This is a genomic window from Niastella caeni, from assembly GCF_004834005.1.
Lineage (GTDB): Bacteria > Bacteroidota > Bacteroidia > Chitinophagales > Chitinophagaceae > Niastella > Niastella caeni.
In genome coordinates this window covers 573,563-590,674 of sequence record NZ_STFF01000002.1, presented here as the reverse complement: position 1 = coordinate 590,674, position 17,112 = coordinate 573,563, and the positions used below count along the sequence as shown (strand labels likewise).

The 17,112-nt window shown below is 44.5% G+C and carries 9 protein-coding genes; all 9 read right to left on the bottom strand.

Features of this window, described 5'->3' with window-relative positions:
• Window positions 1-3: 3 nt before the first annotated feature.
• The 9 genes from FAM09_RS09970 to FAM09_RS09930 all read right to left on the bottom strand — a co-directional run bounded on the left by FAM09_RS09970 (window position 4) and on the right by FAM09_RS09930 (window position 16,962).
• Window positions 4-1,560 (bottom strand): carboxylesterase/lipase family protein, encoded by a 1,557-nt coding sequence (locus FAM09_RS09970; RefSeq protein ID WP_136576944.1) that lies wholly within the window; start codon window positions 1,558-1,560, stop codon window positions 4-6.
• Between the two features lie 51 nt (window positions 1,561-1,611).
• Window positions 1,612-3,153, bottom strand: a complete 1,542-nt coding sequence (locus FAM09_RS09965) for a carboxylesterase/lipase family protein (RefSeq protein WP_136576943.1) — start codon at window positions 3,151-3,153, stop codon at window positions 1,612-1,614.
• 69 nt (window positions 3,154-3,222) lie between these two features.
• Complete coding sequence (locus FAM09_RS09960) at window positions 3,223-5,697, bottom strand: glycoside hydrolase family 95 protein (RefSeq protein ID WP_243751640.1); 2,475 nt, start codon at window positions 5,695-5,697, stop codon at window positions 3,223-3,225.
• Between the two features lie 39 nt (window positions 5,698-5,736).
• On the bottom strand, window positions 5,737-7,668 hold the full coding sequence (locus FAM09_RS09955; RefSeq protein ID WP_208025528.1) for a glycoside hydrolase family 97 protein: 1,932 nt from the start codon (window positions 7,666-7,668) through the stop codon (window positions 5,737-5,739).
• A gap of 25 nt (window positions 7,669-7,693) precedes the next feature.
• Complete coding sequence (locus FAM09_RS09950; protein WP_136576941.1) at window positions 7,694-10,114, bottom strand: glycoside hydrolase family 31 protein; 2,421 nt, start codon at window positions 10,112-10,114, stop codon at window positions 7,694-7,696.
• A 140-nt stretch (window positions 10,115-10,254) separates the two neighbouring features.
• On the bottom strand, window positions 10,255-11,862 hold the full coding sequence (locus FAM09_RS09945) for a glycoside hydrolase family 43 protein (protein WP_208025527.1): 1,608 nt from the start codon (window positions 11,860-11,862) through the stop codon (window positions 10,255-10,257).
• 54 nt (window positions 11,863-11,916) lie between these two features.
• Entirely contained in the window at window positions 11,917-13,857 is a 1,941-nt protein-coding gene (locus FAM09_RS09940) for a glycoside hydrolase family 127 protein (RefSeq protein WP_136576940.1), read from the bottom strand.
• Between the two features lie 16 nt (window positions 13,858-13,873).
• Window positions 13,874-15,262, bottom strand: a complete 1,389-nt coding sequence (locus FAM09_RS09935) for a family 43 glycosylhydrolase (protein ID WP_136576939.1) — start codon at window positions 15,260-15,262, stop codon at window positions 13,874-13,876.
• Window positions 15,263-15,300: 38 nt separating this feature from the next.
• Window positions 15,301-16,962 carry an alpha-L-fucosidase gene (locus FAM09_RS09930; RefSeq protein ID WP_136576938.1) on the bottom strand — a complete coding sequence of 554 codons (1,662 nt, stop codon included), beginning with the start codon at window positions 16,960-16,962 and terminating at the stop codon, window positions 15,301-15,303.
• Between the last annotated feature and the right edge of the window lie 150 nt (window positions 16,963-17,112).

Genomic DNA, 17,112 nt, shown 5'->3' with positions numbered 1-17,112 from the left:
ATATTATCGGGCCCAGGCTTCACCTTCCGGCGAACGTCTCCATTTGAAATAAGCATCCAGTGCTTCAAGCGATTTTGCACCCGGTACAGGCCCCGTATGAGGTGTTTGATTAAAGTACATTACTACAGGATTTTTATCGCTGAATGCAGGCCAGTCAGGAAGGCCATTACCATTTGGATGGCCATACTTCGCAAAGTTCGTCCAGTAAGTAGCCATAGCTTCAGCTATTTCCAAATCGCTTTTAGTTGTCTGAGGGTTCGATGCGTCAAGATGTTTAAAAACATAAGCAACTTCCTGCGCATGCGGCGACCCATACCCGTAACGGGGGGAACCTGCAGGATAATCCGGATGCTGATCGAAAAAGTAATAAAACACTTTCGATTTGCCGGTCTTCGATTGTAACCTTGCCCAACTCCACGTATGCCAGCCAAATGCTGCATCGCGCATTAAATCTCTTGCTGTTCTTGGAACAGCTGTAGAATCAACCGGATAGGCTTTGAAAAGATCGTCAGCAAATTTGCCATAACGCGTTTTTACGGCAGTTATGTAATCGGCAGGTGTTTTTGGCGGTGAAAAGCTGGCGCCTTCGTCAGAGTTGTAGCCGATCAGGATATTAACATCATTGTACTTACCTGCTTCATACAATTTGTATTGATCATCCGGTATCACCCATCCATCAATAATTGGCCATGCCAGTCCGCGTATTGCAGGAAGTTTATCTGCATCCAGTTTTCTCAGATCTGCAATGGAAGAAAATCCTGCATTCTTTACATAGGCTTCGCCTGCGCTTTCTGCATCCCGGATCTTTTTTAAATTCTCTCCCGGAAAAGTAGTGATCCTTGGTGGCCCGAATGAACCACCGCTTTGTGAGATAGCACCACGGAATAGTCCTTTTGCGAGCGGCGATGCACACAACATGCTTACAGCAATGCCGCCTGCAGATTCACCGAAAATGGTAACTTTACGCGGATCGCCTCCAAATGCAGCAATATTTTTTTGAACCCATTTAAGCCCTGCTATCATATCCAGCAAACCATAATTTCCTGAAACATGGTTCGAACTTTCCGCACTTAATTCAGGGTGTGCTAAAAATCCCAGTTGCCCAACCCGGTAAGCTATGCTAACAACCAGCACTCCTTTTTTCGCTAATTGTTCACCACTATAATTTACATCAGAAGTAGCGCCGCCATTAAAAGCGCCACCATAGATCCATACAAGAACAGGCATGTGTTCATTTGAAGATGTTGCAGGCGACCATACGTTCAGGTACAAACAGTCTTCGCTTTTTCCTGAAGGAGGCGTCCACCCCTGCACAGGACCAGGTGCAAATTTTTTTGCCTGTAAAATTGTGTCCCATTTTTTTACAGCCTGTGGAGCACGCCAACGCAAATTGCCAACCGGAGGGGAAGCGAAAGGAATCCCTCTGTAAACAGTTAATCCATTTTCAAATGTTCCCTGCACCAACCCATCCTCCATTTTAATAACGGCAGGTTGTTGGGCAACAACGACGGAGGTGGAAAGTATTGCAAATAAGATAAACAGGGAAAATCGTTTTTTCATATAGCTTTGAGTAATGTATTTAGAATCGTCATTTCAAGTAACGCTTCTGCCCTACTGAGTTATTTTCTGCAAAACCTCATACCGTACATCATTCTCAGCAGGCACAACTTTGGGGCTTACACCAATCTGCATTACAGGAACGATAGGGCTACTGCTGGTTGTGGGCCAATTGGGTAACCCCGAACTATTGGGATTACCGGTTTTGATAAAGTTTACAAAGTACTGTTGCATCACGTTCGATACTTTATAATCATCATCAGTCCATCCATAATTTTTGTAGTAAGGCAAATTGCCCATGGCATATTGAATCTCTGCAGAATGCACCGCCCTTTTTGACAGGGGATGCGGATGCGTGTAATAATAACGATATACAGGACCTGTTCCCGTTTTTGTATGCAAATTGGTCCAGCGCCAGGTACCGAAACCTATGAAAAGGTCGCCCGCTAAATCGGTAGCTACCTGCGCTACTTCATCATCTGAATTTACTGCATAGACTTTTAATAGTTCCTCGGTTTTATTACCAAACGAATTTTGTACTGCTTTTTTAAAATTATCTTTTGTGAATGGATTGTTTCCCATAATAGCCTGACCACCCGATTCTTCTGAATTCCAACCTGCCAGCAAGGGCACATGCGCCTGTTCGCCAGCCTGATAAATAGCAAGCGGTTCTTTTGGAAAGAAGTAACCATCCATGGTCATCGGAAAATTAAAAACGCCATACTCGCCACTCAGTTTTAACAAGGAATCTGCATTCAATGCTCTGAGCGCTGTTAGTGAACTGGCACCGGCAGCTTTCGCAAACTTCGCTCCGTTCTCTTCTGTTTTATTCAATGGAACAAGCGGTCTTATACCCAACAAAGAACCGCTCTCGCCAATAGCACCGGCAATTAAATTTTTACTCAATGGAGAAGCCATTTGTGCACTTACCGACATGGAGCCGGCTGATTCGCCGGCAATGGTAATTTTGGCGGGATCGCCGCCAAAGGCAGCAATATTTTGCTTTACCCAGTTCAAAGCAGCCGACTGATCGAGCAAACCATAATTGCCCGATACATGATGGGGTGATTCTTTGGTTAACTCAGGATGAGCCAGTAATCCGAACACACCCAACCGGTAATTTACAGTCAGCGCTACAATGCCTTTTTGGGCCATGCTTTCTCCATCATAACGTGGCTCCGAACCATCGCCTGTAGCAAACCCTCCACCGTAAAAATATACCAGCACCGGTAATTTACCCTTTGTACCGGGTGTCCATACATTCAAATACAAACAGTCCTCACTCATACCGTTTGAACGAAAAACCATATCGGTAAAAATGGGTGGCTGCATGGCGCGGGGGCCAAAGTTTTTTGCCGCCCGCACTCCTTTCCAGCTTTGTACTGGTTGGGGTTCTTTCCAACGCAGGTTGCCAACAGGCGGCGCGGCATAAGGTATTCCTTTAAACGAAACGATGCCCGTTTCTTCGAGACTGCCTTCCAGCATACCATTGGCAATTTTTACCCGTGTGTTGTTTGGAGACGATTTTTTTTGTTGGGCAAAAGTGACGGGCATGAACTGCACAAAACATATGGCAAAAAACAACCATTTTTTCATAAAATAAGGTTGATGGTTTTATTAGCGAATTTAACTGACTGGAATATCTTTTTACTCTTTTTTTCCAGATCATTTGCCAGCCGGCGGTAGAACAATGTATTGCTGCCCTTTCTTCATTTTTACTGAAAGTACGAAATCAACACCTTCCTGTTTTGCCGGGACCGCATTTACAAGGAATCCCCTGTTGTTCCTGATCCGGCACACGCCATCTGTGGTCGCCGTGATCGTGGCTTTGCTCAGCTTTCCTCCTGCCCATTGTATATCTACCGTAAATCCGCCGCGTGCTTTCAATCCTTTTACGGTTCCTTCTTTCCATGCCAATGGCAGTGCGGGTAAAAGATGTATTTCTCCCAAATGGCTTTGCAACAGCATTTCCGTCATACCGGCGGTTCCGGCAAAGTTACCATCTATCTGAAACGGCGGATGCGCATCAAACAGGTTTGGGTAAGTGCCGCCGCCGCCTTTCCCATCGGCGCCGGAATAGTTCAGCAACTGACGAATGAGTTTATAAGCATGGTCGCCATCCAGCAAACGCGCCCACCAGTTGATCTTCCAGCCGCGGCTCCAGCCGGTACCGGCATCTCCCCTTATTTCCAGTGTTTTCTTTGCTGCTGCAAAAAACTCCGGCGTATTGTTCTTCGATATCTGCCGGCCCGGATGCAAACCAAACAGGTGCGACACATGGCGGTGCTGCGGATCCGTTTCTGCAAACTCTTTATACCATTCCAATAATTCGCCCTGGCTTCCTTTTCTCAACGGATACAGATCTTTTTTTACTTCGATTAACTGGTTGCGGAATGACTGATCTGTATTCAACTCTTCGGACGCTTCTATTACATTGGTAAAAAGATCCCAGATGATTGACATATCCATCGTTGTTGCAACCGATACAGCCTGTGCACGTCCTTTTTCATCGCGGAACTTATTCTCGGGAGAGGTTGAAGGCGCCGTCACCCAATAACCGCTACTGTCCTTCACCAGCCAGTCGAGACTGAACAACGCTGCCTGCTTCATGACCGGGTATGCTTCTGCCAGGAATTTCTTATCCCGTGTAAATGCATAGTGCTCCCACAAATGCTGGCAAAGCCAGTTGCCGCCCATATACCAGTTGGCCCAAACGGGATCACCGGCGCCCAGGTCTCCTACCGGGTTGGCGCAACCCCAGATATCTGAATTATGATGCGCCACCCAGCCATTGGCATGATAAAACTCACGGGCTACGCGGGCGCCGGTTACAGAAAGCGCCTTCAACCACTGCAGCAGCGGTGTATGCATTTCAGATAGATTGCAGCTCTCTGCCGGCCAGTAATTCATCTGTGTATTGATATTGATCGTATAGTTGGAACTCCAGGGAGCTCTCAATTCTTTGTTCCAGATGCCCTGCAAATTAGCCGGTGGCCCTCCCGGCCTTGATGAAGCGATCAGCAGATAACGACCGAACTGGTAGTATAAGGTCTCCAATGCAGGATCATACGCTCCTCCTGAATACGCTTTTAATCGTTTATCGGTAGAAAGCACCCGGTTGGTATTGGCTGCGGCGCCTGTATCCTTTACTATAAACGAAACGCGATTAAAATAGCGCTGATGATCTTTCAGATGCTCCTGTTGCAATACAGCATAGGATTTTTTTGCCGCCTGACCGATCAGTGCAGCAGCAATCGCCTGCTCATCTTTTCCTTCGCTATCAGGGCATTTATCAAAACCGTTGAAGCTGGTGGCAGCGGATACAATCAATACAAGGTCTGTTGCATTCTCCACATGCAGCCCCGAAGTGTCTGCAGTGATCCTGCCTGCTTTGGTAATTGCTCTTACCCGGCATTGAAAGCGCATGCCATTGCAGCCGGTAGTATCTTCATAAATGATTGGCTGCCGGTCTTTAGGATTATAATAACTTGGATCTACATGCGCGGGTGCCTTACCACTTATGATCAATTCATTATTCCCCTTTGCAGATAATCTATACCGCAAAGGGCTTTTTAATGCCACAGAAAGATCGATAGCGCCGGAAACGCTGGAGCGGATACGGATGACCATTACGTTAGCAGGCGCCACGCAAAAAACTTCGCGCGTATACTCCACCCCATCAACCGTGAAACGGGTAGTAGCAGTAGCGGTTTGAAGATCCAGCTCGCGGTGGTAAGCAGACGCCGTGCGGCCATTGAGCGATTGCTTCAGAAGCAGATCGCCCAGCGGCATATACGATTCGGTATAATACCCCTGCATTTTTCTGGCCAGTTCGTTTGCCTTTGAATAATCCTGCTCTTTCAGCAACGCTTCGCGTATGCGGGGAAGATATTGAAAAGCATCCGGATTGACCTGTTGTTTTACCGGACCGCCGCTGTAGAGCGTACTTTCATTCAATTGAACAAGTTCTTCCTCAACCCGCCCGAAAACCATTCCTCCTATATGACCGTTCCCAACCGGCAGGGCCTCCACCCACTCTGCAGCCGGCTTATCATACCATAAGCTGAGACGGGACTGCGCACATATTTGTTTTGTGGAAGTAAGCAGAAACATTGTCAGCGATACAGCGACAATACGCATAGAAGTCATTTTTTATACTTGAATATTTCTATTAAGGCTCTACTTTATAGGGATCAACGAGGCAGCGAACCCACCCCTGCGAAGCAACGTTACATCTACAGAGGCTGACTTGTCCACCACCATGTATTGCGTTGCAAAAGCTTTATCGTGCTTTCCATCGGCTATCAACGTCAATTTATATTTTACGCCCTCCCGCAAAAAATCAAATTTTACTGTTTTCTTCTTTTCGTTTTGCTCTCCATTGATGCCGCCTATATACCAATCATTTCCTTTGCGGCGGGCCATGATCACCTCCTTACCAGGATAACCATCCACCAATCTGGTATCATCCCACGCATTGGGCACATTCTTTAAAAATGTTTTGGCAGCATCGGGTAGCTCATAGTAGCCTTCGGGCCTGTCGGCCAGGTGTTGCATGCCCGATTCAAAGAGTACACTCAATGCCAATTCATGCCCGTAGGAAGTAATATGCGGGTATTGTGAATTGGTAAAGGTAACCGGTGTGTAGTCCATGGGGCCAACCACATTGCGGGTGAAAGGAAGGGTAGCATTGTGCTCCGGTGCAGGCATCGTAAAATCAGGTGTGTTGTTATACCACTCGGCGCCACGCACGGCTTCGTAGGTCATCAGGTTCGGATAGGTCCTTTCCCATCCTCTGGGCACAATGCAGCCATGGAAGTAAACCATCATTTCAAATTGGGCAGCATCTTCCAGGATGTCGAGATAATATTTGATCATATCCTGTTTCTCACTTTCAAAAAAGTCCACCTTTACGCCGGCAAATCCTAATTTTTTCAGCATGGAGAATTCTTCGACCCTGTTTTGATGTGTGAGCATCCGGTCTTTTGGTGTGGCCGTTACCCAGGTATGATTGCCACCTGAATTATACCAGATCAATGGCTTGATCCCTTTTGACTGAATATATTTCGCTGCATCTTCCAGCTTACCCCCATTGCCCATGGCATCCCACTCCCAATCGAGCAGCGTATAAGGCCAGCCCATTTCGGCAGCGAGATCTGCAAACACGCAAACCGTTTTATAGTCTTTGGTGCCATGATTGCTCGACCAATAATTCCATGAGGCTATTCCCGGTTTGATCCAGCTTGTATTTTTTATAACCGATGGCTCAGCAACATCATTTACTAAAGTAGATCCCACTATATCGGCAAGCGTTCCCATGATGATCACCCGCCAGGGCGATTTCCAGGGAAGGGTTATGACAGGTGCCGATTCTCCAAGTCCCCTTCCATCTTGTGGATTTGGAAAGGTAAGTTTGTATTTCTCAGCAGCAGCAGCATTGCTCAATTTGGTGCCGCAGTAATTTCTGTTCACATCCGATTCATGCAATAAGAACCAACAATCTTTATTATCTGTACTAAAAAGCGCAGGATAACCCCATTCACCGGAAACTGTTTTGTCTTTATTCATTGCAGCATAAAGACCTTCGTTGGCAGGATTCCATTTTTCCATCCACCGCGTGGTTTCTTTTGGAATGGTGTAAGCTGTTAATTCATCCTTTACAACAAAGCTTCCCTGCTTATCGGGAAACTCATACCGAAAAGCAAGGCCGTCATTATAAGCCCTGATAATAATATTGAGTTTTGCTTTCGTTGGATTTTCAAATGAGACTACTACCTCATTCGCAGCGTTCTTGCAAGCAGCCCTTTTACCGTGCAGTGCTGTGTATTCTTCGTTAATGAAAATTGGCTTACCTGCTTTCAAAAACTTCAAATCCTTTGAAAAATCCTGGTCGCTGCGCGATAAACCTAAATCAATACGGGGAATAGCTTCTATAATTGTTCCATTGTTATTGTAAGATGCTTTTATGTACCACTCACCAATATCATTGCTTTGCCCGGGAAAAAGCCCTACAACAATCTTTTGATCCGGAGATTGAACAACTGCTTTTTGCCCAAATACCATGCTGCTGAAAGCTGAAAACAGCATTACAAGAACTAACTGACGCATCATACTATTGTTTGCCTTTTATTGCTTCTTAAAATTTTACAGCTACTTTTTTCCCTGTATAGGAGATAACTTTGTCTGCCTGGCCCGTTAAATTTTCTCCAACACCTTTGTTCATACCAACGATCACCACATTGAATTTTCTTTCATTAAGCATTCCCGGAAATGATCCATTTCTATCGCTGATGGCTAAAGTCTTTTTAGTGTCATCCCATGTGAAAGTTATCGTTGAATAAACACCTCTCTCATAATTGTAATTATCATTTTCATCTTCGTACAAAACGAATTTTCCATTGGCGCCCGGATAAATTCTTATTTCAAGGTTGTCCCATTTCTTTTCTTCCGCGTATTGAACAGAAGGTCCTAAAGGAATAACGGAACCTGCTTTCACATAAAGCGGAAGGATATCGAGGGGCGTTTGCCTGCTTACTTTATTACCGCCGGAAAATCTTTCAGCAGTCCAGAAATCATACCAGTCAGCTCCTGCTGGTAAATAGGTTTCTTTTGACCTGATCGTGCTGAAGTCTTCCACCTGTATTGTTTCTTTTTCACCTGCACCTGGCTTCACATACATCGCATTGGTAACCGGACTTACCAACAGGGATTTACCAAACATAAATTCGTCGTTAATATCCAGGGCATTTTTGTCCTTTGGGAAATCCATCACCAGAGCACGCATCATGCTCGATTGATTGGCTGTTACATCCCATGATGCGGAATAGATATAAGGCAATAAATGATAGCGCAGGTTGATGTATTTTTCAATAGCATCGTAATATTTAGTTCCCTTCTGTCCAAATTGATAAATTTCCCTTGGCGCATCTGCACCATGTGAACGCATCATGGGAGTAAAAGCGCCAAACTCCAGCCAGCGAACATACAATTCGCGATACTCGGGGTCTTCTAATTTTCTTTTAAACTTTGAAAGAAAGAATCCGCCGATATCAGCATTCCAGTGAGGTATACCGGTAAGTGAAAAATTCAGGCCTGCAGAGATCTGACTCCTCAATGCATTCCAGGAGGAAGTCACATCACCCGACCAGGTATTAGCTCCATACCTCTGCTGACCGGCAAATGCTGAACGTGTGAGAATAAACACTCTCTTGCCGGAATCAACGGCACGTTGATGCGTTGATACGCCTCCCACAGTCATCAAAGGAAATGCATTGCGAACTTTCCTGAAAGATCCCAGATAAGTTTTATTATCAAAATCCGATGGTTTGGGATCAAGGTGATCCGGTTCCGATGAATCCATCCACCAGCCGTCTATTCCCAATGCAAACATCAGTTTCAAATAGTTCCAGTAAATATCACGGGCAGCAGGATTGTAGGGATCATATACACGAACACCGGAAGGATAATCACGTCGTACCGGCCATTTCTCAGAACCTGATTCCGGCCATGTTTTAAAATCCATCAACGCCCCAATCTTATCCAGGTCTTTGTATTGCTTTGTATGAGGGCCAAACGAATTCCAGATAGAAATGATCATATGTGCATTCATATCGTGCACATCGCTTACCATCTTCTGCGGATTGGGAAATTCAGGATTTAAAAAATCCATGGCATTCCACAAATAGTTGCTTCCCCAATATTGCCAGTCCTGTATAATACCATCGAGAGGAACACCAAGCTTGCGGTATTGCTTTACTACATCCACTAATTCATCCTGGCTTTTATACCTTTCTTTACTTTGCCAAAAGCCATAAGTCCATAGTGGGAACATTGGCGCCTGCCCCGTCAATTCACGCATGTGTGCAATTACACCATCCGCATTGCCACCGTACATGAAATAATAATCAACACAATCTCCGACCTCTGATTTGAATGATGTGCCTTCCGGATTATCGGTAAACACCGTGGGAGAATAGTTGTCCCAAAAAACACCATAGCCTTTTACCGATTGAAAGAAAGGAATGTAGTCATCCAGGTTTCCCTGCACCATGTTCAGCGTTACATTACGCTGACTCATCTTGCCTTCCTGCTGCTGGCCAAGGCCATAAATAGGTTCATCCCTGTCTAATATAAACAATTGCTGAACGGTTAAAGTATTAGTGCCAGCATCATTGAATGGTGCAAGTTGTACGCCGTCTTGCTTTTCTTTCAGCAATAATTCGCCTTTTACGGTTGAATAAATTATGTCACCGGTTTTTAGGTTAAGCGCAACATTGAGTGTTGCCGTTCTTAAGTTTACTACATCACCCTGCTGTTTAACACTGAACACTGTTTTTTGCGGCTTCTTAATAACGGAAAGACTTTCTTTAGTGAAAGGGCGGCCATCAGGAGATTTCAGTATTCTTACAGATGAAGGATTATAATATTGAATTTCGATCGCGGTGGATTTGATCTTTGCTTTAATTCCATGATCTGTTTTTTGATAGGATTGGGCATTACTACTGTTACTAATAAAGAGAGCAGTTAATAACAACAAAAATGTGCTCCATTTCATCATGACAAGACGGTTTTATTTTGCTTAATTGAAGTATTGGTTATTGCAATCGAAATGTCAAACCTAGTTCAAAAGCCTGCCCTTATTATGCACAAAACAGACTTTTTTTGTCCTTAATCCGACATTCTTTATCTTTTCCTGCTTCACTTCTTATAATCATATCGAAACCAGTCAACATCTATGTATCCCTTATCTTCTTTGGTATTGAAATTAAAGATCCCGATACGATCACCCCGGTAGCTGCCCCAGGTAAGTTGATAAGTACTTTCCAATGTTTGATACAATTTTCCGTCTGTACTAAAAGCATATCGACTTATACCGTTGGCATCCCAGGTAGAGCGAAGCCAGATGGACTTTCCGGCAATCGTGACTACTGTTGTATCTTTATCATTATAGGAATAAACCAAACTGCGTATTTCATTCTCCTGTCTGATACCAAACAAGCTATTGCTCGTAGTGGAAAAATGTGTCAATCCGCTGAACTGGCCATCGGCCATATGGCTGATGTCGATCTTTACGGTTGCTACATTGGCAAATGTACGCATACTGCGTTGTGTGAGTGTGTTTCCGGCCCGAAGTATAATATTTTTTTGTTTATTTGACGGAAGGGGCGTAAAAGCATACAACCGAAGAAAGCCTTTTCGCTGCGTTAAAGACCATTTGCCGGCCCGGGGTTGATAGTTCCATTCCCATTGCACATGTAGTTTCCCGGCGTTGAATTCATCAGTGCTTTGAATGGAGACTTTCCTTTTATAGGCTATAGGTTTTGCGCCCCGCCAAACCATGCGCCCTATTGTGTCGGCACCCGGCTCACCAATGACCGGCCAGCCATCGATCCAGTGAACAGGCAACAAACTGGCAGGGCGTCCTTCCCAGTCTCCGCTACCATGGTGGGTGAAAAAATACCATTTGCCTGATGGCGCCTGCAGTAAGCCACCCTGATTCGGTTCCCTGTCAAGCTTCCTGTCAACATGGTTTAATTGTTTGATCTCCCAGGGACCATACATGTTCTTTGAACGTTCTATCATAATGACCCGGCCTTCCGGTTTCACTTCGCTGAAATAGTGGTAATAAAACCCATTGATCTTGTAAAGCTTATTTGCTTCGCTTCCGTTGGATTGATGTATGATGGAGTCGGACCCCATGATGAGACTTCTTCCATCAGGCGCCATTTTAAATAAATGAATGTTGTACTTTTTATTGTTTTTAGGATCAAGGGCAAAATTGGTAGCAATAAAATAGAGCTGCCCATCGTCATCACAAAACGAACAGCAGTCGTCCCAGCCACTTACTTTCCATAATTGATGAACCCGTTCCCAGGGGCCTGCAGGATTGGTAGCCGAACTCATAAAAAAACCATCATCAGGTGTGCCGAAATACACCCAAAACTTATTCTTGTAATACCTGATGGAACCTGCCCAAATGCCTTTACCATAACAATTCATCCGGTCCCAGTTCAATTGCGGGCTAATGCGTGTGAGATCATCAACCACATGACCGATAATTTCCCAGTTTACGAGATCTTTAGAATGGAGCACTACCATGCCCGGCGAAAATTGCATGGTAGAAGATATGGCGTAATAATCATCACCTACACGTATGGCATCAAGATCGCTGTAATCTGCCGGAAGTACAGGATTAACATACCTTCCATTTCCCTGGTCGCCCCAGTTTCCATTCATTTGAGCTTTCGAACATAAACCTGCCAGGTGCCAGCAAAACAAGAGCGATACAAATCTGAGACGATTCATTTGAAAATAGTGCCGTTTTCTATTTAATAATTTTGTAACAGTTACTTATAAATATCATTCTTGTTTTTGTTCTTGTTTTAATTTTTCCCGGATCTGCTTCAATCCTTTCTCATCAATCACTCTCCAGTAGATCATGTAGCGCGCATCATGGATGCTTGAGAAAGGTTGAAGTACAAGATTTTTCAATGACAATGGATAGATCAAATTAGCTGCTGTGAAATGAAGTGGCTCACCTTTCACAGGTTTCAATTGCAAAGCAGGATCGCTTTCAGAAGTAACGATCATCGGCGCTTTGTCAATTGGATAGAGAGCCCCACCTGCCACATGGCCCATCCTGCTTCCGTCAGCTTTCAATCCGGCAAGATCTGAAGTGCCTGTTTTTGCTGCTAAAACTATTGGCCCGTAAATAAATGAAGCCCAGGGTGAGCCATCGGGCAAATATTCCATTTTTGCCTGCATCGGTAAATGAATGGAAACGGCATCACCTGTTCTCCATGTTCTGTTTATGATCACAAAACCATTTTTATCTTTTACCGCTTTTATTCTTTTACCATTCACTATGATCTGCATTTCTTCTTCCTTTACCCATGAAGGATAACGAATATGAACGCCAAATGATCTTGGTTGAGTGGTCGTAAACTTTAATGATGATGTTTGCTGATAAGGAAAGTTTGTTTGTTGAATCAACGAAACGCCTTTTTCTTTCCAATCCAATTTTGATGCTATAAACAAGTTCACAAAAAGGTCGTTCGCATCATGTGCATAAATCATCTGGCCATACTTGCCATGATTCTCCATTCCGGTTCCCACACAGCACCAAAAACATTCCTGCTGTTGAGAATACACCCGATAATGCTGCGGCCTCATTGGCGTGAAATAAACGAAACCGCCTTTGGGATTTTCGGAGGATAAAATATGGTTGAACACTGCCCGTTCGTAGTAATCGATGTAAGTACTTTTGGGATCAGACAAAAACAATTTCTCCGTCAGCCGTAGCATGTTGTAGGTATTGCATGTTTCAGGCCCCTGCGCGTCATCAATCATGGAAGAGAAGTCGGTTGACGGATTGAAGTGTTCATGAACACTGTTGCCGCCAATGGAAACAGTTCTATGTTGAACAACCGTGTTCCAGAAAAATTCCGCAGCATTTGCCCACGATGTATCTCCGCCGATCTCAGCAATGCGTTTGAAACCGATCACTTTGGGGATTTGGGTATTGGCATGCAAACCGTTCAGTGAATCTTTCTTTTCAAGAAGTGGTGACAGTATGGCTTTGTGAGAAAGCTTGCTGGCCATTATCAGATATTTATGATCACCGGAGATCGCTGCTACGTCTGCAAATACTTCATTGATGCCCCCATGCTCACTGTTGAGCATTTCTTGAATCTGATCATCGGAAAGGTTTTTAGTGAGATCAATGAACCAATCAGATAGTTTAATGAGAATTTCTTTAGCTTTTTCATTTCCCTGAATCAAATAAGCATCACGAAGTGCGGCAAATAATTTATGAATATTGTAAAGAGGCACCCATTTTTTAGAATAACTGCCGCCCTTGATCTTACCTGCTGATATTTCCTGCCACATGGCCTTACCGCCAGGCACTCCGCTTACATATCCATTCCCGTTTTTTCTTTGGCAGGAATCGATCCAGCCGATCATATAATTCAAACGGCGCAACACTTCTTTGTTACCGGTTGCTGCATACATGTTTGAAAGTGCAGATAAGTAATGTCCCCCGATATGTCCATCCAGTCCTGTGCTTTCCCAATTGCCATAGTTCTCTTTTTTAGGTGGTATGCCGGCTTCCTTAAGAAAGGGTGCCAGCAAGCGGTCAGGATCGAGTTGCAGCATATATTGCAGATCTGTTTCCCGGGCATTCCTGAAAGGGCTGTTTAAAAGCTGTACGGATGATAAAGGGAAAGCAGCTAATTTGTTTTGAGCAAAGCAGGTAATGTAAACAAAAGATGAAACAACAAATGCAATGACCTTCTTCATATTGATCGATTAAGTTCTAATAAATATACCACTCCCAAATACCATTGACGCCACTTAAAATTTTAACCCGTAAATAGCGGGCTTTACAATTCAGATTGTCCCTGTGTGGCGATTGTACAATAACCTGCCGATGTCCGCCACATGGCTTCCATGTTTTGCCATTATCAGAATACTCTAACACATAAGCATGTCCTGCGGTGGGACGAACAAAATACACTTCGCTGCGTTTAAGATGTTGCGACTTTCCCAGATCAGCAACGATCCAGGCCGTTGAATCTTCAGCAGCAGCCATCCACCTGGAGCCATTTGCATCATCGAAAGCAAACTGCGCAGAAAATGATTCCGTTCTTTTGAACAATGAATCCTGATTTCGTTTAATGAAAAGATCGGAGCGAACACTTGATGCCGTTGAGTTTACAATCCTGATCGTTTTTTCAGGTGGTACAGAACGAAGGGCCCCTACTCCGTTCATCGTCAGGTCAACGGGACGAATGGTTCCATCCCCGTTAAATTCCAACCTGTTCACATAGGTTTGCCGGTTAGTGCTTCTGCGGCCAAATTCCAGGTAAGCAAAATAGTAATCATCAGTGCCCGGAACGTTAAACACACTACCATGACCGGGACCAAAGATCTGCCGTTCATAATTGGTAGTGGCTATAATATCACTCTCAGGGAATTCGAATGGACCCAGCGGCGATGTCCTGCTCATTCCATAAGCATATTGGTATTTCTCATCACCACCGAGGGTGTACAGGTAGTAATAGATACCCTTCCGTTTAAAAAAGATGGGCCCTTCCGAATAACCTCCGCGCTTTGTAGAAATTTGAACGACAGAAGTAGTATCCACAGAAACCATATCCCTGTTCAGTTTAGCCGCAAACCGCCGCTGCCAGAAAACATAGGCCTGCCCATCATCGTCAATAAAAACCTCCGCATCTATACCGGCCGGACCTTTGGGGTGTTTTGATTGTAATAAGGTAGCCGGCGTAAAAGTTTTAGAAAACGTATCAACCCCTTTTGCCAGTTTAAATGGCCCGTCAGGTGAATTGGCAACAGCCGGATACATAAAACCATTCACCGTGGGATAAATATAGTATTTTCCGTTGGCTGCAATAACCTTGCTGGGCGCCCAGTATTTTTGTCCCACTGCAGACGGAAAATAAAAACCCGAAAAACTCCAGTGCACAAGATCTTTCGACTTCCATACTACCGGCGGCCCCGATGTGTTCAGGCCCTGATCATATCCATCTGTTGTTGCATAACAATAAAACGTTCCATCGATCTCCTGGATACTGGCATCAGCGATCATATCAGGAACCAGGGCATTGCCGAAGGGATTTACGCTTTGCGCTTTTGCAGCAAAAGCAAACAGGAATAAAAGACAGTTCAACAATGCTTTTTTCATAATCAATACGTAAATATAATTTACAACGGTAATTGTTCTTATGAAAGAACTTTTATGACGTTTGCATAGCTCAATGAATCGGTCATTTTTTCCGGTAAAGAAACGATCAGACCATTTTCATTTCTTTCAAAGCTGAGAGACTGTTTTGTAGCAACCCACTCCACTTTTTGAATTGCTGCCGGAAAGTACTGGCTGTTCTTTGCCAGGCTTTTTATAACCAGCTTATTATCTTCAGGCCAGCCCATAGCGGTTGCATACAGCGCATCGCCTTTTGTTGCAAAGCGAATGTCTTCACTGGTAAACGGCTTTCCTTTCCCTTCGTTAAACCCTTGTGCATTCAGAGCGGCCGCAGCCTGCTGGGCCGGGCCTTCCCCAAAGATTGTCCAGGGCCGGGTGCCATAAATGCTTTCGCTGTTTGCTTTCATCCATGCGCCTATTTCTTCAACGATCTTCCTTTCTTTTTCATCGATGCTGCCATCGCCCCGCACCGGGATGTTCAGCATTAAATTCCCATTCTTGCTTACTATATCAACCAAAGTTTGAATGACTGTCTTTGCTGTTTTGTAACCATTTCGTTCGTATATCGCACGCTCATAATGCCAACCTCCGATACAGGTATCGGTTTGCCAGGGCAATGGTTGGATCTCGTTGGCCTGTCCTCTTTCAATATCCCATACCATGGCCTTGCGCTGATGCTCATCCAACACTTTTCCGTTGATCACAGCCCTAAGCTCTCCGTGATCTTTAATACTCTTGTTATACAGGTGGGCGGCGATGCGTAAACCGGCGTCGCTAATGGGCCACAAGGGAAACTGCGAGTCATCAAAATAAAGCACCTCAGGGTCGTACTTGTTGATCAGATCTATAGTGCGGTTGTAAAATTTTTCAATAAAGGCTTTGTCTGGTTGACAAACGCCATTACTCCAATCCCACTGCCTGTGAACGGAGCCATTATTCCAACTATTTTCACTCAACGGATGATCTTGTGCATACAGTTCCTGGGGATCCAACCCGTCCCACCATTTTCCTTTTCCATCTGCTTTGGTCAATTTCCCATCATAAGGCACACCTGCATATGCACCGTTCTTATCTGAACGTTGTGCAGATTCATACCAGCGCCATGCATGTGATGCATGCACGCTTACACCAAACGGCAGTCCATTCTTTTTTGCCGCCTTCGCCCAACCAGCGATCAGATCTTTTTTTGGGCCGATCCTGGTAGCGTTCCAATGCTTTTGATACTTACTATTGTACAGATCAAAATTGTCGTGGTGGTTGGCCATCGCCATAAAATATTGTGCCCCGGCACTTTTATATAAACTCACTAATGCTTCGGGATCCCAGTTCTCCGCTTTCCACTCATTGATCACATCTTTAAATCCAAACTTCGAAGGATGACCATATTTTTCCAGGTGAATTTTATATTGCCGGGAACCTTCCTGGTACATGGCTCTTGCATACCAATCGCCGGCTTCGGGCTCACATTGCGGTCCCCAGTGTGCCCACATACCAAATTTTGCATCACGAAACCAATCAGGTGTTTTATAATTCTGTAAGGATTCCCAGGTGGGTTTGAAGGGACCTTTTGCAATGAGCTCACTTGAATATGCTGTTTGCAAAAGATCATTGCCTAATGCACGAGACAACCATAGATAAGGTAACGTGGATGCCATTCCTTTTATTAATGTTCTGCGTTTCATTTATACAAGATGGTGCGTTTTTAAAGAGTTTAAAGATAAGATTCGCGAGCTTTCATTCCTTAGAAATTTCCAGATACAGGGACGGTAGCAATAATGCTACCGTCTGTACTGGAATGACACCTGACTATACTTTAATAGAAAACTTTATCT

Coding starts and splice junctions, on each gene's coding strand:
- FAM09_RS09970 (WP_136576944.1), bottom strand. CDS start 1,560: ATGAAAAAACGATTTTCCCTGTTTATCTTATTTGCAATACTTTCCACC.
- FAM09_RS09965 (WP_136576943.1), bottom strand. CDS start 3,153: ATGAAAAAATGGTTGTTTTTTGCCATATGTTTTGTGCAGTTCATGCCC.
- FAM09_RS09960 (WP_243751640.1), bottom strand. CDS start 5,697: ATGCGTATTGTCGCTGTATCGCTGACAATGTTTCTGCTTACTTCCACA.
- FAM09_RS09955 (WP_208025528.1), bottom strand. CDS start 7,668: ATGATGCGTCAGTTAGTTCTTGTAATGCTGTTTTCAGCTTTCAGCAGC.
- FAM09_RS09950 (WP_136576941.1), bottom strand. CDS start 10,114: ATGATGAAATGGAGCACATTTTTGTTGTTATTAACTGCTCTCTTTATT.
- FAM09_RS09945 (WP_208025527.1), bottom strand. CDS start 11,862: ATGAATCGTCTCAGATTTGTATCGCTCTTGTTTTGCTGGCACCTGGCA.
- FAM09_RS09940 (WP_136576940.1), bottom strand. CDS start 13,857: ATGAAGAAGGTCATTGCATTTGTTGTTTCATCTTTTGTTTACATTACC.
- FAM09_RS09935 (WP_136576939.1), bottom strand. CDS start 15,262: ATGAAAAAAGCATTGTTGAACTGTCTTTTATTCCTGTTTGCTTTTGCT.
- FAM09_RS09930 (WP_136576938.1), bottom strand. CDS start 16,962: ATGAAACGCAGAACATTAATAAAAGGAATGGCATCCACGTTACCTTAT.